The 21828-nt window shown below is 74.2% G+C and carries 24 protein-coding genes, 1 other RNA gene and 2 pseudogenes; 13 read left to right on the top strand and 14 right to left on the bottom strand.

Annotated elements, in window-relative coordinates:
* Positions 1-116 precede the first annotated feature (116 nt).
* A complete protein-coding gene (locus V1L54_RS10605; RefSeq protein ID WP_330117671.1) occupies positions 117-476 on the top strand; it encodes a hypothetical protein in 360 nt (119 codons plus the stop codon).
* A gap of 96 nt (positions 477-572) precedes the next feature.
* Here V1L54_RS10605 and V1L54_RS10610 read toward each other — a convergent pair whose 3' ends face one another.
* The 3 genes from V1L54_RS10610 to bla all read right to left on the bottom strand — a co-directional run bounded on the left by V1L54_RS10610 (position 573) and on the right by bla (position 3320).
* Positions 573-1448 carry a hypothetical protein gene (locus V1L54_RS10610; RefSeq protein ID WP_330117672.1) on the bottom strand — a complete coding sequence of 292 codons (876 nt, stop codon included), beginning with the start codon at positions 1446-1448 and terminating at the stop codon, positions 573-575.
* A complete protein-coding gene (locus tag V1L54_RS10615; RefSeq protein WP_330117673.1) occupies positions 1445-2284 on the bottom strand; it encodes a MerR family transcriptional regulator in 840 nt (279 codons plus the stop codon). Before V1L54_RS10615 ends, V1L54_RS10610 begins: the two co-directional genes overlap by 4 nt.
* Positions 2285-2387: 103 nt before the next feature.
* Positions 2388-3320: a class A beta-lactamase gene (bla, locus tag V1L54_RS10620; RefSeq protein ID WP_330117674.1), complete on the bottom strand. Its 933-nt coding sequence runs from the start codon at positions 3318-3320 to the stop codon at positions 2388-2390.
* Positions 3321-3567: 247 nt separating this feature from the next.
* Here bla and rnpB point away from each other — a divergent pair.
* Positions 3568-3985: RNase P RNA component class A (gene rnpB / locus V1L54_RS10625), an RNA gene on the top strand.
* 79 nt (positions 3986-4064) lie between these two features.
* Here rnpB and V1L54_RS10630 read toward each other — a convergent pair.
* Positions 4065-4409: a YybH family protein gene (locus tag V1L54_RS10630; protein ID WP_330117786.1), complete on the bottom strand. Its 345-nt coding sequence runs from the start codon at positions 4407-4409 to the stop codon at positions 4065-4067.
* 132 nt (positions 4410-4541) lie between these two features.
* Here V1L54_RS10630 and V1L54_RS10635 point away from each other — a divergent pair, with 132 nt between their 5' ends.
* Entirely contained in the window at positions 4542-5432 is an 891-nt protein-coding gene (locus tag V1L54_RS10635; protein WP_330117675.1) for a LysR family transcriptional regulator, read from the top strand.
* Positions 5433-5613: 181 nt separating this feature from the next.
* Here V1L54_RS10635 and V1L54_RS10640 read toward each other — a convergent pair whose 3' ends face one another.
* Positions 5614-5763: a hypothetical protein gene (locus V1L54_RS10640; RefSeq protein WP_330117676.1), complete on the bottom strand. Its 150-nt coding sequence runs from the start codon at positions 5761-5763 to the stop codon at positions 5614-5616.
* A gap of 153 nt (positions 5764-5916) precedes the next feature.
* Complete coding sequence (locus tag V1L54_RS10645; protein ID WP_330117677.1) at positions 5917-6501, bottom strand: TetR/AcrR family transcriptional regulator; 585 nt, start codon at positions 6499-6501, stop codon at positions 5917-5919.
* A 163-nt stretch (positions 6502-6664) separates the two neighbouring features.
* Between V1L54_RS10645 and V1L54_RS10650 the strand changes: the two genes are divergently transcribed.
* Positions 6665-7777, top strand: a complete 1113-nt coding sequence (locus V1L54_RS10650) for an FAD-dependent monooxygenase (RefSeq protein ID WP_330117678.1) — start codon at positions 6665-6667, stop codon at positions 7775-7777.
* A 601-nt stretch (positions 7778-8378) separates the two neighbouring features.
* Here V1L54_RS10650 and V1L54_RS10655 read toward each other — a convergent pair.
* The 4 genes and pseudogenes from V1L54_RS10655 to V1L54_RS10670 all read right to left on the bottom strand — a co-directional run.
* Positions 8379-8534, bottom strand: a pseudogene (locus tag V1L54_RS10655) (transposase); the annotation flags it as partial.
* Between the two features lie 189 nt (positions 8535-8723).
* Positions 8724-9257 carry a GNAT family N-acetyltransferase gene (locus tag V1L54_RS10660; protein ID WP_330117679.1) on the bottom strand — a complete coding sequence of 178 codons (534 nt, stop codon included), beginning with the start codon at positions 9255-9257 and terminating at the stop codon, positions 8724-8726.
* A pseudogene (locus V1L54_RS10665) lies at positions 9254-9745 on the bottom strand (NsdA family TPR-like regulatory protein); the annotation flags it as partial. The pseudogene V1L54_RS10665 and the gene V1L54_RS10660, both read right to left, overlap by 4 nt.
* A gap of 27 nt (positions 9746-9772) precedes the next feature.
* Positions 9773-10264 carry a hypothetical protein gene (locus tag V1L54_RS10670; RefSeq protein WP_330117681.1) on the bottom strand — a complete coding sequence of 164 codons (492 nt, stop codon included), beginning with the start codon at positions 10262-10264 and terminating at the stop codon, positions 9773-9775.
* Between the two features lie 328 nt (positions 10265-10592).
* On the opposite strand from V1L54_RS10670, the gene V1L54_RS10675 reads away from it, so the two are divergent.
* Entirely contained in the window at positions 10593-11309 is a 717-nt protein-coding gene (locus tag V1L54_RS10675) for a peptidoglycan-binding domain-containing protein (protein ID WP_330117682.1), read from the top strand.
* A gap of 64 nt (positions 11310-11373) precedes the next feature.
* Complete coding sequence (locus V1L54_RS10680) at positions 11374-11721, top strand: MazG-like family protein (RefSeq protein WP_330117683.1); 348 nt, start codon at positions 11374-11376, stop codon at positions 11719-11721.
* 47 nt (positions 11722-11768) lie between these two features.
* On the opposite strand, the gene V1L54_RS10685 is transcribed toward V1L54_RS10680, so the two are convergent.
* Complete coding sequence (locus tag V1L54_RS10685; RefSeq protein ID WP_330117684.1) at positions 11769-12716, bottom strand: alpha/beta fold hydrolase; 948 nt, start codon at positions 12714-12716, stop codon at positions 11769-11771.
* A 141-nt stretch (positions 12717-12857) separates the two neighbouring features.
* On the opposite strand from V1L54_RS10685, the gene V1L54_RS10690 reads away from it, so the two are divergent.
* The 3 genes from V1L54_RS10690 (at position 12858) to V1L54_RS10700 (ending at position 14432) form a co-directional block, all read left to right on the top strand.
* Positions 12858-13019, top strand: a complete 162-nt coding sequence (locus V1L54_RS10690) for a hypothetical protein (protein ID WP_330117685.1) — start codon at positions 12858-12860, stop codon at positions 13017-13019.
* Between the two features lie 146 nt (positions 13020-13165).
* Positions 13166-13600, top strand: coding sequence for a cupin domain-containing protein (locus V1L54_RS10695; RefSeq protein WP_330117686.1), 435 nt, complete (start codon positions 13166-13168; stop codon positions 13598-13600).
* Between the two features lie 103 nt (positions 13601-13703).
* On the top strand, positions 13704-14432 hold the full coding sequence (locus V1L54_RS10700) for an HAD family hydrolase (protein WP_330117687.1): 729 nt from the start codon (positions 13704-13706) through the stop codon (positions 14430-14432).
* A gap of 264 nt (positions 14433-14696) precedes the next feature.
* Here V1L54_RS10700 and V1L54_RS10705 read toward each other — a convergent pair whose 3' ends face one another.
* Both V1L54_RS10705 and V1L54_RS10710 read right to left on the bottom strand, forming a co-directional pair.
* Positions 14697-15914, bottom strand: coding sequence for a lactate 2-monooxygenase (locus tag V1L54_RS10705; protein ID WP_330117688.1), 1218 nt, complete (start codon positions 15912-15914; stop codon positions 14697-14699).
* 61 nt (positions 15915-15975) lie between these two features.
* Entirely contained in the window at positions 15976-16920 is a 945-nt protein-coding gene (locus V1L54_RS10710) for a PhzF family phenazine biosynthesis protein (RefSeq protein WP_330117689.1), read from the bottom strand.
* A gap of 173 nt (positions 16921-17093) precedes the next feature.
* Here V1L54_RS10710 and V1L54_RS10715 point away from each other — a divergent pair, with 173 nt between their 5' ends.
* The gene (locus V1L54_RS10715; RefSeq protein ID WP_330117690.1) at positions 17094-18734 is read left to right on the top strand and encodes an alkaline phosphatase D family protein; all 1641 of its coding nucleotides are present in this window, start codon (positions 17094-17096) and stop codon (positions 18732-18734) included.
* A 121-nt stretch (positions 18735-18855) separates the two neighbouring features.
* Positions 18856-20217, top strand: coding sequence for a Bcr/CflA family multidrug efflux MFS transporter (locus V1L54_RS10720; RefSeq protein WP_330117691.1), 1362 nt, complete (start codon positions 18856-18858; stop codon positions 20215-20217).
* 26 nt (positions 20218-20243) lie between these two features.
* On the opposite strand, the gene V1L54_RS10725 is transcribed toward V1L54_RS10720, so the two are convergent.
* Complete coding sequence (locus V1L54_RS10725; protein WP_330117692.1) at positions 20244-20492, bottom strand: hypothetical protein; 249 nt, start codon at positions 20490-20492, stop codon at positions 20244-20246.
* A gap of 395 nt (positions 20493-20887) precedes the next feature.
* Here V1L54_RS10725 and V1L54_RS10730 point away from each other — a divergent pair, with 395 nt between their 5' ends.
* Both V1L54_RS10730 and V1L54_RS10735 read left to right on the top strand, forming a co-directional pair.
* Positions 20888-21175 carry a DUF1963 domain-containing protein gene (locus tag V1L54_RS10730; RefSeq protein ID WP_330117693.1) on the top strand — a complete coding sequence of 96 codons (288 nt, stop codon included), beginning with the start codon at positions 20888-20890 and terminating at the stop codon, positions 21173-21175.
* A 152-nt stretch (positions 21176-21327) separates the two neighbouring features.
* A complete protein-coding gene (locus tag V1L54_RS10735) occupies positions 21328-21816 on the top strand; it encodes a DUF5956 family protein (RefSeq protein ID WP_330117694.1) in 489 nt (162 codons plus the stop codon).
* Positions 21817-21828: the final 12 nt, after the last annotated feature.

Raw genomic sequence — 21828 nt, forward strand, 5'->3', positions numbered from 1 at the left:
CGCCGAAAGAAATGACCGACAAGTCCCCTTTACGGGATTCTCGTCCCGGCGTGAGGGGACGACGACCCGCCGCGGCCGTCCGGCGGGCCCCGGGCGGCCGGGGAAGCGAGGGACACATGGCCAGGGAACGCAGGGAGCCGGAGGACCGCGACGAGAAGCTGCGGGAGGTCGCCCGGGAGCGCGCCCGCCACCTGTCCGGGGAGACGGCCAAGGGCCGCACCGACCCGGGGGCCGCCGGGCGGCGCACCCACGAGGAGACCACCCGCGACACCAGCCCCCGGCAGCGGGACACCGGGAACGTCCGGGGCACCGAGGGCATGCCGCGTTCCGGCGCGGACCTCGGGGACCGGAGCACCGGCGGCGAGGCCGCCCGGGAGGCCATCGGAGCCGATCCGGCCGAGTCCGGCGGCGAGGTGGCGGACCGCAGCACCGGCGAGTCCACCCGCCGGGAGACGCTCGGCGACGAGGGCCGGTGACGAACCGCCGGGGCACCGCGACGCGGGAGCCCCGGCGGACGCGGAAGGCGCCCGGAACCCGCGCGGCGGGCCCCGGGCGCCGCTCCGTCCCACCGCTCAGCCCGCGGGCACGCCCCGTACCCCGGCCGCCCGCCGCAGCGCGGCGACCGCGGCGTGCGGGTCGTCCGCGCAGAACCGCAGCACCCGCGCCCGCTCCCGCCCGCCCAGCGGCCGTACGACCGGCACCGGACCGGTCAGCTCCACGGTCACCGTGGTCCGCCCGCCGACGGCCAGGTCCAGCACACCGTCCCCGGAGACGGTGAGCAGCCGGCTCCCCGTGGGGAAGCGGTGCTCCACCCGGGCGGCGGCCACCCGTCCCGCCGGGACACGGACGTCGACCAGCGCCCCGTACCGCACCCGCAGCGAACCGTCCGCGCCCACCACATGCGGACGCACCACACAGGCGGCGTGCAGCTCCAGCACCAGCAGCACCCCCCACACGTCCAGCACCAGCACCACCGCGTGCACCACCGGCCAGGGGATCAGCACCGCCAGCGCCACCGTCTCCACCACGGACACGAACAGCAGCCCGTACATCAGCGGCGCCTGCCCGGCCGCGTACGGCACGGCCGTCCCGCCCGCGCCGGTCCCGTGCGGACGCCGTACCGCCCAGCGGACCAGGCTCGCCGCCAGCCGCAGCTCGTGCGCGGCCAGCCGCCGCACCGGCTCCGGTACGTTCTCCCGGACGGCCGCGCGCACCGCCGCCCGGCCGTCCGCGCCCCGGCGGCGCGCCCGCCGCCAGGCGCGTGCCAGCACCGCGGCCTCCGCCGCCAGTACGCACCCCACCGCGGCCTCCGCCGCCACCAGCAGCGGCCCCGGCACCCGCACCCCGGCCACCAGGCAGACCACCAGCGTCAGTTCGGCCGCCGCCACCACCGCCGCCACGGCCACCACGGCCCACCGGGTCCGCCGCTTCTGCCCCGCCCGGCTCACCGGGCACGCTCCGCCAGCAGCCGGACCGCCTGCCGCACCGCCGCCGCCTGTGCCGGGGCGAGGTCGTCGAACAGCGCCCCGGCGAAACCGGCGGCGGTCCCCTCCCCGCCGGAGGGACCGGGCGCGCCGGAGAACTCCGGGGGGATGTCCCCGATCGCCGCCAGCACCTCGTCCGGCAGGTTGTCGGCCACCGCCCGGGCCGCGTCCGCCACCCGCGGGTCGTCCACCTCGGCGTCCGCCAGCTCGTCCAGCAGCGCGTACACCTCGTACGCGCGGGCCGACGCCGCCGGGTCACCGCCCAGGGAGCCGAGCGCCGCGAACAGCCTGGCGCGCTCCGCGGGCGGCATGGCCGTGTCCAGCAGGGCCAGCAGCTCCCGGTCCCGGGCCGCCATCGCCGGCTCGGGGCCGGGCAGCTCCGCCCCGGCCCGGGACAGCTCGCCGAAGAGCGCCGTCAGCTCGGCCGACACCGGTCCCTCGGCGGGCAGCTCACCGCGTTCGGCGAGCCGCAGCAGCTCCCGCACCCGGCGCCGCCGTTCGCGCAGCGCCGCCTCCTGCCGGGCCAGGTCGGCGTCCAGCCCGGCCAGCACCTCGGCCAGTTCGCGCCCGGTCCCGCCGTCCGGGAGCCCGTCGTCGGCCAGGACGTCGCGCACCTCGTCCAGACTCAGCCCCAGTTCGGTCAGCCGCCGCACCCGCGCCAGCGCCACGGCGTCGCGCAGCCCGTACTCCCGGTAACCGTTCGCGCGCCGCGCGGGCTCGGGCAGCAGCCCCAGATGGTGGTAGTGCCGCACGGTGCGGGTGGTGACGCCCGCCAGCGCGGCCAGCTCGCCGATCCTCATGGGAGCGAGTCAACACATTGACGCCACGACAAGGTCAAGCGCGTCCCGCGTCCCGCAACCACCGGCCGCGCCGCCGGCCGGACCCCGGTGTGCCCGGGTGCCCTCAGCCGATCTCCCGCGCCAGCAGCTCGGCGGTCTCCGCGACCAGCGGGTAGTCCGGCTCCGCGGTCTCCTCCTCCTTGGCGGTGAGCACGGCCAGCACCACCGGTTTTCCGTCCGGCGTCCAGGCCACGCCCACGTCGTTGTTGCTGCCGTACCGGCCCGCGCCCGTCTTGTCCGCGCTGGTCCAGTCGGCGGGCAGCCCGGCGCCGAAGCTCCGGCCGTTGGTCTCGTTCTCCCGCAGCCAGCCCGTCAGCCGCCTGCGGTCCAGCTCGTCGAGCGCCCCGCCGGTGATCAGCCGCCGGTAGGTCTGCGCGACGGCGCGCGGGCTGGTGGTGTCCGTCACGCGGCCGGGTTCGGCCGAGTTCAGCTCGGTCTCCCACCGGTCCAGCCGGGTGACCTGGTCGCCGATCGAGCGGCAGAAGCGGGTGACGGCCTGCGGCCCGCCGAGCTCGCGCAGCAGGAGGTTCCCGGCGGTGTTGTCGCTGCGGCACACGGTGGCCTCGCACAGCTCGGCGACGGTCATGCCCTTCGTCAGGTTCTCGGGCCGGCCGGTGTCGGGGGAGTGGGCCACCAGGTCCGCCTCGGTGTACCGGACGCGCCGGCCGAGGAACGCCTCGTCGCGGTCCCGCAGCACGGCCGCGACGGCGAGCGGCTTCCACACCGAGCAGATCGCGAAGCGCTCGTCCGCGCGGTGCAGCACGGTGGTGCCGGTGGCCGGATTGAGCGCGAAGACGCCCAGCCGGGCGGAGTGCGCGCGCTCCAGCGCGTGCAGCCGTCCGGTGACGGACCTCTCCGGGGGCCGCGGGGGACGTGACGGCGAGGCGGGAGGACGCTCGGTCTCGTTCCCTTTCGCGGGCGAGCAGGCGGCCAGCACCGCCGCGGCACCGAGGGTGAACACGGCGCGGCGGGTCGGACGGACCGGTCGGGAATCCACGATCTCTTCCTCTTCTTCCGAGGGCTGCCGGGAAGCTGCCGGGACCCGCCTGACCGTTCGGACAGTGGGTACCACCGAGTAGGACAGTACATTCCGGTGTCTGGTTCACTCTGTAATTGTCAAAGTAGCTGTCATTTCCCCGTCCCGCGCACGCCCCGCCCCGCGCCGTCCCCGCACACGCCCGCCACCCGCCCCGCCGGAGGCCGGAGGGAGCCGTTCCGGCAGGTAGCATGGGCGGTACGGCAGACGAGCCGGGCGGGCGGTCGCGACGGGTTCCCTCCAAGGGGCCCGCCGAGGAACGTCCGGGCTCCACAGGGCAGGGTGGTGGGTAACGCCCACCCGGGGTGACCCGCGGGAAAGTGCCACAGAAAACAGACCGCCGGGGGCCTCACCGCCCCCGGTAAGGGTGAAACGGTGGTGTAAGAGACCACCAGCGCCCAGGGTGACCTGGGCGGCTCGGTAAACCCCACCCGGAGCAAGGTCAAGAGGGGCCGCCGTCCCGGACGGGACGACGACCCTGCGCGGACGTTCGAGGGCGGCCCGCCCGAGTCCGCGGGTAGACCGCACGAGGCCGGTGGTGACACCGGTCCCAGATGGATGGCCGCCTCCCGGCGGGCCGCGAGGCCCACCGGAGACAGAACCCGGCGTACAGCCCGACTCGTCTGCCGCCACCCGCCTCGCTCCCCGGCCCGGCCCCGCGCCGTCCCGCCCGGAACGGCGGGCTCCGGTGGACCCGGAAGGGCCTCAGCGGGCGGGCGGGGCGAACTCGGGCCGGTCGAGCACGCGCAGCCAGCTCCCGTCGGGCTGGCGGCGGACGACCTGCGCCCGCGCGCCCGCCCCGTCCTCCGGCGGGGTGGCGGTGAGGGCGATGTCACCGCTGACCAGGGTGGGCAGTGGTTCCTCCGGCTCGAAGCGGGGACGGTCGGCCAGCACCTTCTCCCACAACGCGCGGATCGCCTCCCGGCCCACCGTCCGTTCGCCGGGCGGATGGGCCAGCACCGCGTCCTCCTCGTAGAGCGCGGCCACCCCGGCCGCGTCACCGGCGTTGGAGCGTTCGACGAACAAGCGGGTGATGTCCTCGGGCCGCATGGCCTTCTCGTACTCCGGCTCGTACTCCGGCACGGCTTCCTCCTGACGTCGGGCTTCCGGCGCTTCCCAGCGTGGTCGTCCCCGATCGAGAAGTCCAACAGATGCTTCTGCTGGGAACTAGAATTACCGGTCATGGAGCTGAGGCAACTGGAGTACTTCGTCGCGGTCGCCGAGGAGCGGAACTTCACCAGGGCGGCCGAGCGGGTGCACATCAGCCAGTCCGGCGTCAGCGCCCAGATCCGCCGACTGGAACGGGAGCTCGGGGCCGAGTTGTTCGACCGGTCGGCCCGCACCGTCACCCTCACCGCCGCGGGAGAGGCCGCGCTCGGCCACGCCCGCACCGTGCTCGCCGCCGCCGAAGCGGCCGGCCGGGCGGTGGACGAGGTGGCCGGCCTGGTCCGGGGACGGCTCACCGTCGGGATGGTCGCCGGCTGTACGCTCACGCCGCTGTTCGACACCCTCGCCGCGTTCCACCGGGCGCACCCCGGTGTGGAGCTCTCACTCCTGGAGGACAACTCCGACCGGCTCGTCGCGCAGGTGCGCGACGGCGCCCTCGATCTGGCCCTCATCGGAGCCGCGGACGCCGCCCCCGACGGGCTGGAGGCGCTGACCGTCGTCAGCGAGCGGCTCGTCGCGGCGGTACCGGCCGGACACCCCCTGGCGGAACGGCGGCGCGTCACCCTGCGCGATCTGGTCGCCCACCCGATCGTGTGCATGCCGCCCGGCACCGGCCTGCGCACGGTGCTCGACCGGGCCTGCGCCGCACAGCACCTCCGGCCCGCCGTCGCCTTGCAGGCCGGTGCCGCGGACGCCATGGCCGACCTCGCCGCCCGCGGGCTCGGCGTCGCCGTCCTGAGCGAGTCGATGGCCGCGCACTACCGTGACCGGCTCACCGCCCGCCTCATCGACGACGTCCGGACGCACGCCCTGCTCACCCTGGTCTGGCGAAGTACGCGAAGCCCCGCGACGAGTGAACTGCTCGCGCACTGCCGACGGACGTTCGCCGGGGCTGGCCCTGCCTGACGGGAGCACTGCCGGTGGGACCCGGCGGTAGCCGGGCCGGGCGGATTCGGCGGTGCGGCCTGCGGGGCGCCGCAGCAGGTGGCCGTCCGGCGCGAGTACGCCGCTCCGACCGTGCCCCTGTCGGATCATGACGGGCGCGTACAGGTGGCCGTGCTCCACCTCAGAGTTCCTGACGCGATCCTCAGCCGGTCCGCTTGATCAGTCGGCGCCAGCAGATCATGGCGGGGGCGAGGCTGACGAGGGCGTCGTGGATCTCGGGGCGGCGTTCCCGGCGCACGGCGAGGTGACGGAACTGCTGCAGCGGAGCAAGGGTCTGTTCGACGACGGCCAATGAACCGTGCGCTCCGCCAATAAGAGACTTGACGTACCTTACAGGCGCCCACTACTCTCACTTTAGATACGAAAAGTTCCTTATCGCGGGCGTGACTTCATACGCGCTTGCGGTGGTCGCGACGGCCGGAGACGGCGGGTCCGAATGCTCGGATCAGCCGGTGACCAGGGGGAGGAAGATGGTGTCGACGATCTCGACGATGTCCGAGTCGGGCATGGCCCGCGACGTCATGAGCAATTCATGCCGGAAGAGATCCTCCGGCAGCCGGACGATGCGCCGGGTGAGTTTCGATGGGTCGATCTCGCCGCGATCGACCGCCCGTTCAACAATCTCCTCCATCGCGGAACGTTGGCCGGCCGACAGGGAGGAACGCAGGTCCTCGATGCTCGTGCCGGTCGCGCGGTAGAGGTCGCCGAGCTGAGCGATCAGGGCCGAGGCAAGGGCGACGCGGCGTTCGTTGACCTGCCGCAGCAGCGCGATGACGTCGTCGCGCAGACTACCGGTGTCGGGAACGGTGATCGGGTCCCGCTCGGCGACGTGCAGCAGTGCCGCCTGCACCAGTTCGGCTTTGCTCGTCCAACGGCGGTAGACGACCGACTTGCTCGTCCCCGCCCGCTCGGCGACGCTCTCCGGGCTGAGCAACTCGTAACCGCGGTCGGTCAGCTCTGCCCAGGCCGCGTCGAGCAGTGCGCCTTCGAGCGCGGCGCCGCGCCGACGTCTCGCGGTTGTGCGCTCCATCGCGAACCCCTCCCCTTACTGCTCACGCGCTCTCATGCCGTCAGGCAAACAAGATACTTCCAGTTTTTTACTCAGGGCGGAAAGGCGGGATCCACCCCGAGGAGAGGACCACCTGCTCCGGCCGCCCGCTGACACAACCATCCGCAGAGGAAGAGACCACACCATGCGCATCCTTGTTTCCGGAGCCGGCATAGCCGGCCTCGCCGCCGGTATCAACCTCGGCGCCACCGGCAACGACGTCACCATCGTCGAACGTGCCAACCACCTGCGAGTCAACGGTTCACCCATCGATGTGCGCGGCGACGCCCTCGACGTGGCCCGCTCGATGGGCGTCCTCGGCCAGGTGCACGCCCGCCGCGTCACCATGACCGAGCGATCCCAGTTCATCGACGCTCATGGCACCGTGGTCGCCGAACTGCCCGTCAGTGAAATCAACGACTCCGAACACGACATCGAGATTCCCCGCGAGGACCTCGCACACATCCTGCACGAGGCACTGATCCCCACGACGCCGCTGGTGTTCGGAGAATCCATCGCCGAGCTCCATGACGACGGCGCCGGCGTCGACGTCACCTTCGCCTCCGGCCGGCAGGACCGCTTCGATCTGGTCATCGGGGCCGACGGAATGCACTCGCTGACCCGCCGGCTTACCTTCGGGCCCGAGAGTGACTACCTCAAGCACCTCGGCTTCTACGTCGCCCTCACCGACCTGCCCGCCGCCCGGCAGAACGGCGACCGCACCAGCCCGTTCCTCAACTGGCCCGGCCACATGATCGGCATCGCCCGCTACAACGACACCGCACTCGGCGTGCTGAGCTTCCGCTCCGACTGGATCGATTACGACTACCACGACCTCGACGCGCAGAAGCAGATCCTGCTCGACGCCTTCGCCGGCCACGACGAATGGCGCGTACCCGAGATTCTCGATGCCGTGCGCAACGATCCGGAGCTGTACTTCGACTCCGTCAGCCAAATTCACATGTCGACCTGGCACAGGGGCCGCGTCGTACTCGTCGGTGACGCCGCACACTGCACCTCCAACCTGTCCGGCCGCGGCGCCTCCCTGGCCATCACCGGTACCTGGCTATTGGCCCAGGCGCTGCACAACCACCCAGCAGACCTTGAAGCGGCCTTCGAAGAGTACGAGAACAACCAGCGTCCCTACGTCACGCGTGCACAGGACAGCGTCGGACCCGGCGGCGACCTGATCATGCCCGCCACTCAGGAGGCGCTGGACGCCCGTAACGAACGACTCCGGGCCATGACCCGAGGCTGAGCCGGCGTATCCACAGTGCGACAATGCCACCGCCCGATTCGTCAACGCGAGCCGATACCCCTTCTCTGCGCCCGTCACCTTGGCACCGAGCGTTTTCGCGCGACCGCCGGCGCCGGATCTGGAGCCTGTCCGGCGGATCATGCTGCCAAGGTGTCCTGGTGAGTTACAGCATCTACGTTCAGCGGTTCGTGCGGGGCGATGCGGCTCCTATGAACGATGAATTGGGGCAGATGCTCTTGGCGCCCTACGTCGTCACCAGGGAGCCGGAGCGCGGGTTCGTCCGCATTCGGGCGAGCGACGGCGGCGAGGCTGACGTCTACATGGGCCCGGGCAGCGTCATGGTCGACCGCTTCGCCTGGGGCGGTGTTCTCGACATCGTCGCCGAGCTGGCCGAACGCCTGGAGGCTGTGGTCCTCCTGCGGGAAGGGGTGGCCATCCTGGGGCCGTGGAGGACCACGTACACCTGCCGGTGGAGTTGCGGGCCGACGCCGTCGTCGTCGAGCTCAGCGGCACGGCCGTCCAGGGCGTTATCGAGGCCGTGTGACGGCAGCCTCTGCCCTGTCGGTCATGTGCGGAGCCAGAGCCGGATCGCGGCGACGGTCGGCAGATCCCGCCACGGGACACCGGTGCGGATCCAGAACAGGATTCCGTTGATCACCGTCCGGTGGTCGTTCCAGCGCCCGCCCCGGCGACCGGACTTCGGCAGATGCGGGGCGAGCCGCGCCCACTCGTCGTCTGTCAGATCACCCCGCCCCACGAGCGGAACAATGGTCCAGGAGCCAGGGGATCACATGATCCGCCGGACAGGCCCTGGGTAGCGCGGTCCTCGCCGACGGTTCCACCTGACGAGTCTTCGTTCTCCGCGGCCCCGCGGCCGGGAATGTCCGCGCCCGGTCCGGCGTCCCGTCGCGCGGGGGCGTAGCTCCGGCGGGCTCCGGCGGCCCGGTCAGTCGGGCAGCGGGAGGTCGGCGAGCATGACGGCGTAGAGCGGGGAGTCGGCGAAGGGCTGCTCCTCGCCGATCTTCCGGTAGCCCCAGGACTCGTACAGCGCCTGCACCTTGGGATGGGTGACGTCCACCAGCAGGACGGCCAGGTCCTCGTCCCGGTCCGCGAGCAGCGAGTGGTGCAGCAGCCGGGAGGCGCCGGTCTTGCGCCAGCGCGGACGGACCATCAGTTCCGAGACGGCGAAGGTGCCGGACGCCTCGGGCGCCGGATCCAGGTACTCCCGCCACCACTCGCGGCCGGGGGTGGAGGGGGCACCGTAGGCGAAGCCCACCGGCTCGTCGCCGTCGTAGCCGAGCACGCAGTGGAAGCCGGGATTGCCACCCCAGTGGTCCACGAACCAGGGGAAGCGCTGCACGAACTCGTCGTGCAGCTGGTCGGCGTAGGCGTCGGCGTGCACGTCCAGGAGGGTCTGCCGGATCTCCGGCAGGTCCTCGTGGGTGTAGCGGCGCAGGTCCAGATCGGCGGCGATCGTCATGCGGTGGTCCATTCGGTGCGGTGTCGGTCGGCCCACTCCCGGGCGACGGCGGAGTCGGGGGCGAGGGTGATCAGGTCGCGGTGGAAGTCACCGAGGCGGGAGCGCATCCTGCCGGGAAGGGGGTCGCCCTCTATCAGTTCGAAGGCCGTCTCGGCGGTGGCACACGCCTGCTCGACCTCGTGCTGGTGGAGCTGGGCCATGGCGAGCTGCACCATGCCCATGGCCCGGTTGCGGCGGAACCAGGCGGGGGTGGCGGCCAGGTCCTTGTGGGAGGCGGCCTCGGCCTTGGCCGGATCGCCGAGGCGGTCGTGGATCATCGTGGTGAGCCCGTGCAACTCGCCGGGGCCGTAGAAGACGGTCCAGCTCGGCCGGGGTTCGTTCGGGGATGCCTTGTCCAGGGCCTCCCAGGCATAGCCGAGGGAGCGCAGGGCGGCCTGCCGGTCGCCCAGGTAGGCGTGGCCGACTGCGGTACGGGCGTGGGCGAGCGAGGCGAGCCGCGGGAGCCCCGGCGGGTGTCAGATGCCCAGGGAGGCCATCTCGATGGCGGTGCGGTAGGACGCCGCCGCGTTCACCACACAGATCCGGTAGGTCCGGTTCTGGGAGACCGCCTGGAAGTACTCCTTGAGCTGCTTGGCGTACTTGAGCAGGTAGCTCACCCCGGGGATGAACCCCGGCGGCCGGGGCACCAGGGCGAACGCCTCGGAGCACCGCAGGATGCTGTCGGTGGCCTGCGACAGGACGTCGGCCACCGCGGGGTTCATGTTCCAGTTCGCGGCCAGCTGGGGAGTCCAGATCGCGCCCGCGAGCTCGCGGAGCTGCTCCTGCTCCTCCGGCGTCAGGTCGGCCGCCGCCCCGGCCCGGAGCGCGGTGGCCTCCGCGGCGGTCCGGTGGGCCGGGTCCCGGTCCGCTTTGGTGGTGCCGGCCGCGCCGGCGGTACCGGTGGCGAGTACGGATCCGGCGGCGACCAGCGCCACCGCGGACAGTAAGCGGGATGTCCTGTTGCGCATCTGTTCCCTCCCTGGTCGGGCGCGCGTCCGGTGCGACCGCGCCGGACGGACGCTGGCATGCCGCGTGGACCGAGGTCAACGGGCCCGGCCGCCGGGCGGCGCGGGGTGTCCGGTTGCGGACGGGGGCGCCCGGGGACATCCGAGAGCACCGATCCGCCGGGCGGCCTCGCCGCCGCGGTGGACGTTCAGGTGCGGCTCGGGCCGGGTCCGTGCCCGTCTGGTCCGGCGCGGCACCGCCCCTTCGGCCCCTCTGCCCCCGTTGAGCATCCGGGCCGCCGGACGCGTATCACCTGCCGTGGGGGCAGGGAAAACAGGAGGTGGGTGGGGTATGCCCCGTCCCGACACGGACTCGCCGTCCGGCGGCCGGATCGTCGAGCCGACCGAGGTGCTGCCCGGGCAGGACCGCTCCTGGATGGAGGAGCTGCGACTGTTCCGCCACGAGGACGGGCCGCCGGACGGCGAGCCCGATGGCCCGGCGGACGGCGGCCCGCCCCTGGGCGCACCGGGCACCGACGGATCCCCGCAGGCCGGCCCGCGCCGCCGGGCCGGACGGGGCCGGCCGGCGCGCGGCGGACGGGGCAGAGGGGGCAGACGGGGTGCGGCACGTGTCCGCCGTCCCGCCCGCCTGCCGCGCCCCGCCGTCCTGGCGCCGGCCGCGGCCGGCGCCGGTGCTCTCCTGACCGCCGTGCTGGCGGCCTCCGGCGCGCTGACGCCCGCCCCGCCGGACCGGGGCCCCGGCCTGCCTCCCGCGCCGTCCGTCGCTCCGTCCCTCGCGCCCCCGCCGCCGGAGGGCGCTCCGTCCTTCGCCCCGCGGGACCGGGACCCCGGCGTCCTGCGGCAGGGGGACAGCGGCCCGGCGGTGGCGGAACTCCAGCGGAGGCTGTCGCGGGTCCCGGACGTCTACCCCGGCGGCGCCGTCGACGGCCGCTACGGCGAGGCGCTCGCCCGGGCGGTCGCACGCTTCCAGGAGTGGTACGGCATCCGCGGCGACGAGGAGGGCGTCTACGGCGACGACACCCGGCGCGACCTGGAGGCACGCACCTGAGGGCGGCACCGGCGGCGCGCCGTTCCGCTAGTCTCCCGTCCTTCCGACACCGGGAGGACGGGAAATGAACGGCACCGACAGCACCGGCGGCACCGACGAGGTCTGGGAGGTCGTCGAGCGGCTCACCGCCCGGCTGGAGGCGCACAGCACGCTCCCCGCCGAGCAGCGCCGCATCCTCCAGATCCTCAAGATCACCGAGGAGGCGGGCGAGGTGGCCGAGGCCGTGATCGGTGCCACCGGCCAGAATCCCCGCAAGGGCCACTCCCACACCTGGGACGACGTCCGGGCCGAGGTGTGCGACGTGATCGTCACGGCCATGGTGGCGCTCGCCCGGCTCACCCCGGAGGCCCGGCGGGTGTTCGCCGCGCACCTGGCGAAGGTCGCCGCCCGCGACCTCCCGCCGGCCGGCTGAACGGGAGCGGCGGCGACGGCCGGGGCGGGGGCACGCCCCGCCCCGGGTCAGCCCCCGTCCGCGGTGCCCCGGCGGCGGGCGGCGTCCACCGCCTCCGCCACCACCTCGTCCACCAGGGCGGCGAGCTCCTCCGGGCGCTCCTCGGGCAACAGGTGCCCCGCCCCGGGCAGCACCCGGGCGCGTACGCCGAGCAGCCGCCCGGCGGCCGGGACCAGTCGGCGCGGCGGCAGGAAGACGTCGTGCTCGCCGACGGCCACCGCGGCCGGCACCCGGCGGCACCGCGCCGCCACCGGGCGCGGCAGCGGGGGCGGGGCGAGGGTGGAGCGGCAGTTCCGGGCCACCAGCGTCATCCATTCGGCCAGCTCGGCGGACGGCTCCGCACCCGGCCCGGACATCACCCGCAGCAGGGCCGCGCTGCGGGCCTCGTCGGGGCGCAGCAGCCAGGGCAGGGTGGCGCCCAGCACCCGGCCCGTGACCCGCAGCCGGACCAGCCCGGCGGGGGAGAGCGCCACCCGGCCCACCAGGTGCGGCGAGTCGCAGGCCAGCACGGCGGCCCCGCCGAGCGAGTGCCCGACCGCGACGGCCGGCCGCCCCACGGCGCCGTCCAGCACCTCCGCCAGCCACCGCCCGTACCAGGCCGTGCGGTTCCGGCGGGGGCGGCCGGGTGCGCTGAGCCCCGGCTGGCCGGGCAGGTCGGGCACGTACACCGGCCCGCGCGCCGCCAGCGCCGCGGCCAGGGGAAGGCAGGCGGCGGCGCCGAAGTTGGTGCCGGGCACCAGCACCACCGCCGGCCGGTCCGCCCGGCCCGCCTCCGCACCGGCGACGAGGACATGGGTGTCCCCGGCCCCCGTGGAACGGACCAGGGTCCGGTGCGGCGCCGGCCACCGGCCGAGCCGGTCGGCGCACCACTCCCGGACGGCCCGGCGGGCGGCGTCGTCCCGGTACACGGAGGCCGTCACCGAGGACGGCGGGCTCGCGGGGGTCTCGGAGGTCATGGACGAAGCCTCCCCGACCCCGCCCGCCCCCGGCACGGCGGGGCCCCGGCGGCGGCCGTCACCCGTCCGTGTGAACGTCACCGCGGTGCGGCACGACCCCGGCTCCGCCGTTACCGTGCGCACGGGGCGGCGGGCATCCCGGTGCACCTGCTGGGCGACCGGGAGGGCAGGAGCTCGTCGTCCACTCCCGCCCCGTCCGGGGCCGTTATCGGGACGTGCACAGCACGGCCGGGCTCGGTGAGGCTGCGGCTGCCCGACCCGGTGGGGATCGTGCTGGAGACCGGGCAGCTCAAGGAACTGTGATGGCCTGACGGTCGGCCCGCGAGACCAACGGCAGTCGTACGGGAGCCGGTCGAGGGTGCGTTACCGCCGGGCGGTGTCCCCGGGCCCCGCTGCCCGGACGCGGACCGGAACCGATAATGCCGGTACGCGACCGAAGGAGAGGCGCCATGAACGCCGAGGAGTACCGGGACCACGGGCCACGGCCGTACGTGCTGGACATCGAGCGGGCCACGCTGGCCAACGACACCTTCCGCACCGCGCTGTGGACCGGGAGGCAGTTGCAGCTGACGGTGATGAGCATCGACCCGGGCGGCGAGATCGGCCTGGAGGTGCATCCCGACCGCGACCAGTTCCTGCGCGTGGAGGCGGGCCGGGGACGCGTCGTGATGGGCCCGGAGAAGGACCGGCTCGACTTCGACGAGGAGGTCCGCGCCGACTGGGTGGCCCTGGTGCCGGCCGGCTCCTGGCACAACGTGCTCAACACCGGTGACGAGCCGCTGAAGCTCTACTCCCTGTACGCGCCGCCCGAGCATCCGCACGGCACCGTGCATCCCACGAAGGCCGAGGCGGACGCCGCCGAGGAGGCGGAGGAGGAGGCGTAGCCGGGGGAGCGGTAGCCCCCGGGGCGGGGTTGCGGCGGCCCGGCCCGGCGGGGATCGTGCCGTACGGGGGCGGTGCGGGGCCGCCGCGGGGAGAGGGGGACGTATGCCGGTACGGGGTGTGCTCTTCGACGTGGACGACACGCTCTTCGACTACTCCGGTTCCGACGAGACCGGATTCCTCGCCCACCTCACGGCGGAGGGGCTGCTGGACCGCTTCCCGGACCCCGCCGCCGCCCTCGCGCTCTGGCGCGAGATCACCAGGGCGGAGTACGCCCGCTACACCTCCGGCGAGATCACCTTCGCCGCACACCGCCACGCGCGGGTCCGCGCCTTCCTCTCCCGCGCCGGGGACCGGGCGGCCGGAGCCATACCGGACGAGGCGGCCGCCGCCTGGTTCGCGGCCTACGTGTCCCACCGGGACGCCGCCTGGCGGGCCTTCGACGACGCCGCGCCCGTCCTGGCGCGCCTCGCGCCCCGCCACCGCCTCGGCGTCGTCTCCAACGCCGCCCGCGCCGCCCAGCGCCGCAAGCTGGCGGGCACCGGTCTGCTGGCGTACTTCGAGCGTTCCGGGGAGGTGCTCGTGTGTTCGGAGGAGCACGGCGAGGCCAAGCCCGCGCCGGGCATCTTCCTGGCGGGCTGCGCGGCCCTGGGACTGGAGCCGCACGAGGTGGCGTACGTGGGGGACAACCACGCGGTCGACGCGGTGGGCGCCCGGGACGCGGGCCTGCGCGCGTACTGGCTGGACCGCGCCGGCACCGGCCCGGTCGCGCCCGGCGACGGGATCACGGCGCTGCGCTCCCTGGCGGAGCTGCCCGCCGCCCTCGTCGGCTGACCGGACGCGTGCCTCGTGCCCTGCCGTGCCTCTCGCGCGGCGGGTGCCCGGCGGCCGGAGCGGTCACGGTCACCTGCCACCCGCTGCGGTCCGGCCGGGTGGCCGGACGCCTCGGACCGGTCCCGGGAGCCGGGCGGGGCGGCGCCGGCCGCGGGCATGTGCCCGGACACGCGCCCGTCCGGGAGCCGGTGGGCGGACGGGGAGACGGGACGGTACGCGGTGCGTCCGGCACCGCGTACCCGGCCGCACCGGCCGCCCCTCACGTCACGCCCGCCGCAGCGACTCCGGCGACAGCTCCGCGGGGGAGCGGTGGCCCGACAGGCCCAGCGTCAGGTCCAGGTCGGCGAGCAGGCCGCGCAGCACGTGCCGTACGCCGTCCTCGCCGCCGTGGGCCAGGCCGTACGCGTACGGGCGGCCGATCAGCACGGCCTTCGCGCCCAGCGCCAGCGCCTTGAGGACGTCCGAGCCCGTCCGCACCCCCGAGTCGAACAGCACCTCGGTCCGGCCGGCGACGGCCGCCGCGATCTCGGGCAGCATCTCCAGCGAGGCCGCCGCCCCGTCCACCTGCCGGCCGCCGTGGTTGGAGACCACGATGCCGTCCATGCCGGCCGCCACCGCCCGCCGGGCGTCGTCCGGGTGCTGGATGCCCTTGAGCACGATCGGCCCGTCCCAGTGGTCACGCAGGAACGGCAGCCGGTCCCAGGACCGGTCCGTGCCCGTGAACATCGGCACCCAGCGCAGCACGGCGGAGATCAGGTCCTCCTCCGGCGACTTGGCCAGACCGGCGAGGAAGGCCGGGTCGGAGAAGGGGATGGCGGTGCCCACGCCCCGGACGAACGGCAGGTAGGACAGGTCCAGGTCGTGCGGGCGCCAGGCCAGCGTCCAGGTGTCCAGAGTGACGACCAGGGTGGTGAAGCCCGCCGCCTTCGCCCGGTTCAGGATGCTGACGCACACCTCGTCGTCGTTGGGCCAGTACAGCTGGTACCAGCGGGGGCCGTCGCCGCTCGCCGCCGCCACGTCCTCGATGGTGTGGGAGGAGGCGGTGGACAGCACCGTCGGCACGCCCAGCGCCGCCGCGGCCCGCGCGGTGGCGAGCTCGCCGTCCGGGTGGATGATCGACTGCACCCCGATGGGCGCCAGCAGGACGGGGGCGGGCAGGTCGGTGCCCAGCACGGTGGTGCGCAGGTCGCGCACGGTGGCGTCGCGCAGCACGCGCGGCACCAGGCGCCAGGCGTCGAACGCGGCCCGGTTGGCGCGGGCCGTGGCGCCGGAGCCGGCCGAACCGGCCACGTACCAGAAGGGGCCCGGCTCCAGCCGTTCGCGGGCCGAGTCCTCCAGGGCGGTGAAGTCGGTGGTGAACGGCGGGAGCTGCCCGCCCAGGCCGTTGAGGTAGAGCTCGCTCTGGTAGGCGCCGAAGTTCCCGCCGGTGAGGCCCGGCGTGCCCGCCGTGCCCGCCGCCTCCGGCCCGCCGCTGTCGCTCATCTTCCGTCCGTCCGTCCTTCCTGTCCGTCCCGTCCCGTACCGCCCGTCCTGCCCGGGCGGCTCACCCGATGCGGGCGGCCGTCCCCGAGACCCGCACCCGTACGTCGTCCGGGCGCAGCTCGACCTCCAGCAGCCCGGGGCGCCCCATGTCGTGCCCCTGGTGCAGGGTGAGGGTCACCGGCGCGGTGACCGTGACCAGGCCCAGGGCGCGAAGATACCCTCCGAGCGCCGCCGCGGCGGCCCCCGTGGCCGGGTCCTCCACCACCCCGCCGACCGGGAACGGGTCGCGGACGTGGAAGACCGTACCCGTCTGCCTGCCCGCCTCCGGGCCCGCTCCCGGCTCCCGCCACACCAGCTGGACGGTGGTCAGGTCCAGCCGCAGCATGAGGGCCCTGAGCCGCTCGAAGTCGTACTCCAGCGCCGCCAGCCGCTGCCGGGTCGCGGCGGCGAGGACCAGGTGCCGGGCGCCGGCGAAGGCGATGCGCGCGGGCAGCGCCGGGTCCAGTTCGTCCGCCCGCCAGTCCAGGGCGGCCAGGGCCTCGGCCAGGTCCGCCGGGGCAGCCTCCGCCACATACGGTTCGACGCTGGTGAGCGTGGCGCGCAGCGCCCCGCCGGGCCCCGCCGCGACGGTGACGGGGACGGTCCCGGCCGGGGTGGCGAACAGCAGGTCGCCCGGCCCGGTCCGCTCGGCGAGGGCCACCGCGGCGGCCACCGTGGCGTGCCCGCAGAAGGGGACCTCGGCCAGCGGGCTGAAGTAGCGGACGCCGAAGCCCCGGCCGGGCGGGGCGGCCAGGTCCGGAGGCGGCGGCAGCAGGAAGGCGGTCTCGGAGTAGCCGACCTCGGCGGCGACGGCCCGCATCCGCTCCTCGTCCAGGCCCGCGGCGTCCAGGACGACCCCGGCCGGGTTGCCGCCGTCCGGGTCGGTGGAGAAGGCGGTGTAGCGCAGTACGTCCGGGGCTCCGGCCGGGTGCCCCGCCGCGGGGCCGGGTGTGTCGTTCGTCGTCATGTCCGGCCAACTCCGCCCGGCCGGGCGGGTATTCCGCAACCGGCCGGATGTCCCCTGTTCAGAGGGCGTACGACGGCCGCTCCGCGCGTGGTCGGCGGCCCGCCACCGGAGTGTCGCGTACGCGACAACGTGGCGCCGCCGGGACGCCGCCCCGGACCGCTGCAATCGACCGCATGACGCACTCGCCCGGCGCCGACGCCGAACTGAGAGCAGCCGCCCGCCATCTGACCCGCCTGGACCGCCGCCGCTTCCTCACCGTCTCCGGGGCCGCCGCCGCCCTGGCCCTGGGCACCAACCTGCCGTCCGCCGCCCACGCCGCCACCGCCCTCGACCCGGACCGTGTCACCTCCGACCCCTTCACCCTGGGTGTCGCCTCCGGCGACCCGCGCCACGACTCGGTGGTGCTGTGGACCCGGCTGGCCCCCGAGCCGTACGCCCCCGACAGCGGGCTGCCCGCCCGCCCGGTCCCCGTCCGCTGGGAGCTCGCCCGCGACGAGCGCTTCCGGCACACCGTCGCCCGGGGCACCGTCCTGGCGCACCCGGAGTTCCACCACGCCGTGCACGTGGAGGTCCCCGGCCTGGCTCCGGGCCGCGACTACCACTACCGCTTCCGCGCCGGCCGCTGGACCAGCCCGGCCGGCCGCACCCGCACCGCCCCCGCGCCGGGCGCCCTGCCCCGCGAGCTGCGCTTCGGCCTGCTGTCCTGCCAGGCGTACCACCAGGGCTACTACACGGCCCTGGGCCACCTGGCCCGTGAGGAGGACCTCGACGCCGTCCTCCATCTGGGCGACTACCTCTACGAGTACGCCGTGAACGCCGCCGGCGGCGACCGCAACTACACCGACCGCACCCTGCCCGAGGTGTTCAACCGCGAGACGGTGACGCTGGAGGACTACCGGCTGCGGTACGCCCTGTACAAGACCGACCCGGACCTGGCCGCCGCGCACGCCGCCCACCCGTGGATCGTCACCTGGGACGACCACGAGACGGAGAACAACTACGCCAACGGCGTCCCCGAGAACGGGGTGCCGCCGGAGGAGTTCCTGCTGCGCCGCGCCGCCGCCTACCGCGCGTACTACGAGAACATGCCGCTGCGCCGCCCCCAGCGCCCGCACGGCCCCGACCTGCGGCTGTACCGCCGGCTGCACTACGGGCGGCTGGCACAGCTCGACGTGCTCGACACCCGCCAGTACCGCGACAACCAGGCGAACGGCGACGGCTGGAAGGTGCCCACGCCCGAGTCCGAGGAGCCCTCGCGCACCATGCTGGGCGCGACCCAGGAGCGCTGGCTGACCGACGGCTGGCGGCGCTCGCGCGCGGTGTGGAACGTGGTGCCGCAGCAGGTCGTCTTCTCCCGCCGCCGCAACCGCGTCGAAGGGCCGTGGCCGCTGTCGATGGACTCCTGGGACGGCTACCCCGGTGCCCGGGAACGGGTGCTGGCGGGCGCGGAGTCGGCCGGCGTCGACAACCTGGTGTTCCTCACCGGCGACGTCCACGTCCACTACGGCTTCGACATCAAGCGGGACTTCGACGACCCGGACTCCCGTACCGCCGGGGTGGAGATCGTCACCACCTCCGTCTCCAGCGGCCGGGACGGCGCGGAGAAGCCCGCCAACTGGCAGGCGCTGACGACCGCCAACCCGCATCTGCGCTACTACAACGGGCAGCGCGGCTACGTCGTGCTCGGTCTGGACCGGGAGCGGCTGCGGGCGGACTACCGCACCGTGTCCGCGGTGACCACCCCGGGCGCGCCGATCCGCACCGCGGCGTCCTTCGTCTCGGAGGCGGGGCGGCCGGGTCTGCTGCCCGCCTGACCGGCTCCGATGTCTGGTTGATCACATCGGCAGCATTTTGATCGGTTATTGAACAAAAAAGAGTGCGCCGGGGGCGGGACACCTGTGATGATTGGACGGTCCCACGACTTTGGAGAGGTGCATGTCCAACCCCTGCCCGTCCCCGGCCGCCGATTCCGGAACCGCCCGGCAGACACTCCGGCAGGAGCCGAAGGCGTACCGCGCCGGTGCCCCGGCGGACGGCGGCAGACCTCCGGCGCCCCCGGCCGCCGCGTCCGCCGGGAAGGCCGCCGCCCCGACCGGCCGCGCCCGCGCCGGGCTGCTGATCACCCTCATCCTCGGCAGCCTCACCGCCCTCCCCCCGCTGTCGCTGGACATGTACCTCCCGGCGCTGCCCGACATCGGCACCGCCTACGGCAGTCCGGCCGCCCAGGTGCAGCTCACCCTCACCGCCTGCCTGCTGGGCCTGGCCGTCGGCCAACTCGTCGTCGGCCCGATGAGCGACCGGTTCGGCCGCCGCCGCCCGCTGCTGATCGGCATGGGCGGCTACGTCCTGGCCAGCGTCGCCTGCGCGCTCGCCCCCGGCGTCCACAGCCTGACCGCCTTCCGGCTGGTCCAGGGCCTGGCCGGGGCCGCGGCCGTGGTGATCTCCCGGGCGGTGGTCCGTGACCTGTTCGACGGACTGGCCATGGCCCGCTTCTTCTCCACCCTGATGCTGATATCCGGCGCCGCCCCCATCCTGGCCCCGGTGCTGGGCGGCCAGATGCTGCGGTTCACCGACTGGCGCGGCGTCTTCTTCGTCCTGGCGGGCTTCGGCCTGGTCCTGACCCTGGTCACCGCCCGCAGCCTGCCGGAGACCCTGCCGGCGGAGAAACGTCACAGCGGCGGCGTCCGCAACGCCCTGCGCACCATGCGCGGCCTGTACGCGGACCGGGTCTTCACCGGCTACCTGCTGGTCGGCAGCTTCGCCTTCGCGGCGCTGTTCGCCTACGTCTCCGCCTCGCCGTTCGTCATCCAGGAGATCTACGGCGCCTCGCCGCAGACCTTCAGCCTGCTGTTCATGGCCAACTCCATCGGCCTGGTGGCCGCCGGCCAGGTCAACGGCAAGCTCCTGGTCGGCCGGGTCTCCCTGGACCGGGTCATCGCCTTCGGCCTGGGCCTGATCCTGCTGTGCGCCACCGCGCTGCTGCTGATGACCTCCGGCCTGTTCGGGAAGGTGGGCCTGCTTCCGGTCTCCGCGGCGCTGTTCCTGCTGATGTCCGCGATGGGTCTGGTGATGCCCAACGCCAACTCCCAGGGCCTGATGCGCACCCCGCACGCCGCGGGCTCCGCCTCCGCGCTGCTGGGCACCTCGATGTTCCTCCTCGGCGCGCTCACCCCGCCGCTGGTGGGCGTCGCGGGCGAGAACACCGCCGTGCCGATGGCGGTGGTCCAGGTGGTGTGCGTCCTCGTCGCGATCACGGCCTTCCTCACGCTGTGCCGCCCCTGGCGGACCCGGGCGTAGCGGTCCCCGGCGGTGGCGTACCGGCGTCAGCGCCGGAGAGCGCGCAGGCCGTCGGCGGCCCGGGCGATCTGGACGACGCCCAGGAGACCGACCGCGATCATGAGGGCCGTGAGCGGAGCGGAGAGATCGGCGGTGAAGAAGTTGAGCAGACTGATCACCACCAGCAGGATCCCCGTCAGCAGGATGAGATACCCCTGGTTCCTGTTCTTCGGAACGAACCTCCACCACGGTTCCGTGGCGGACTGCCTCCCGTTCCGGGACGTCTCCGTCGCCATGCTCCGTACCTCCGTTCCGACAGACGTGTCTGACGGGCCGTCTATCCGTATGACGGTGGCGGAAACCCTGCCCGTCCGCACTCCGGCCCCGCTGTGTCGGACCCTCCTTCTACGGTCTGCCCATGACCACTGAACTGCGAGACCATGGGCAGCGTGGTGTACGTCCCCGCCGGCACGGCCGTGGCGGAACGGGACAGACACGCCTGGAACTCCTCGGACATCGACGACTACGAGAGGATGTTCGAGGAGTTCCCGCAGGGGCCGCTGCGGGCGAGGACCGATGTGTCGCTGCCCTGCCACGACCTGGCCGATCTCCCCGGAAAGCGGGGGAGCGCGCTTCCGGGGCACCCCGCGCGGAGGAACTCGCCGAGGTCTGGAGGAGCGTCTGCGGCGACATGGCCCCCGACGGGCCGCTGCAGACCGGGGGATACGCCTCGGAGGAGGTCATCGACACCGATCCGGTCGGCGACGCCCTGTTCCGTGTCCTGGAAGCGGTGAAGGAGGGCCAGTGGGACGGGCCGGTCTCGGATGACGTCTCGGACTGGGTGCTCCTGGCCGACTGGCACGCGGGTATGGACGTGCAGGGCTGGGAGAGCGCCACCGCCCACTGGGTGATCCAGCGTGAGGACCTGGCCGCGCGGCGCTTCGACCGGGCGTTCACCCACGTCTTCTGGAACCCCTGATCCGTCCGTACCCGGGCGGTTCCCCGGACCGGCCGGCTCCGTCTCCGCCGGGTGGATCCGTCCCGGCCCGTCCTCCCTCCCGCATGGAACTCCGTGCGGGAGGACACCCGGTACGGAGAGGAACATACCCGGACAGGGGAGGCGAATCGGTGATGACTGCTCGGACATGGTCGGAGTTCCCACAGGTCGGCGAGCCCCTACCGGCCGGGGACGGGGTGTACGAGAGCCCGCGGGGGCAGCGGTACATCGAGCTCCCGGAGACCGGCCGGGGTGCCCTGCTGGCCTGGATCGCGGGCCCGCGCCGGGTGGTGCGCAGTCCCGTCGGCCGGGAGGACAGGCCGCCGGTGGTCACCACCGTCACCACCGGGGAAGGGGAGACCGAGCGCAGCGAGTCCCCGCGAACCGTCGTCGACCAGGAGGAGATCGACGCCGCCGTCGACGAGTACCTGACCGAGGCGGACCTCCCGCCCCGCCCCCGCGGCTGGCGCTGGTTCCTGGCCCTGCCGCCCTCCTGCTCCGGCCCCGAGGACTTCCACCGCTCCGTCGCCGCCCTGCTGCGGGACAAGCCCGCCGACCGGCGCCCCGCCGACCTGCGGAAGGTGCTGGAGAACGACGGCCGCGACCTCCTGGCCCCGGCCTGAGCCCGCCCGCCA

Source organism: Streptomyces rubellus (assembly GCF_036323805.1).
Taxonomy (GTDB): Bacteria; Actinomycetota; Actinomycetes; order Streptomycetales; family Streptomycetaceae; genus Streptomyces.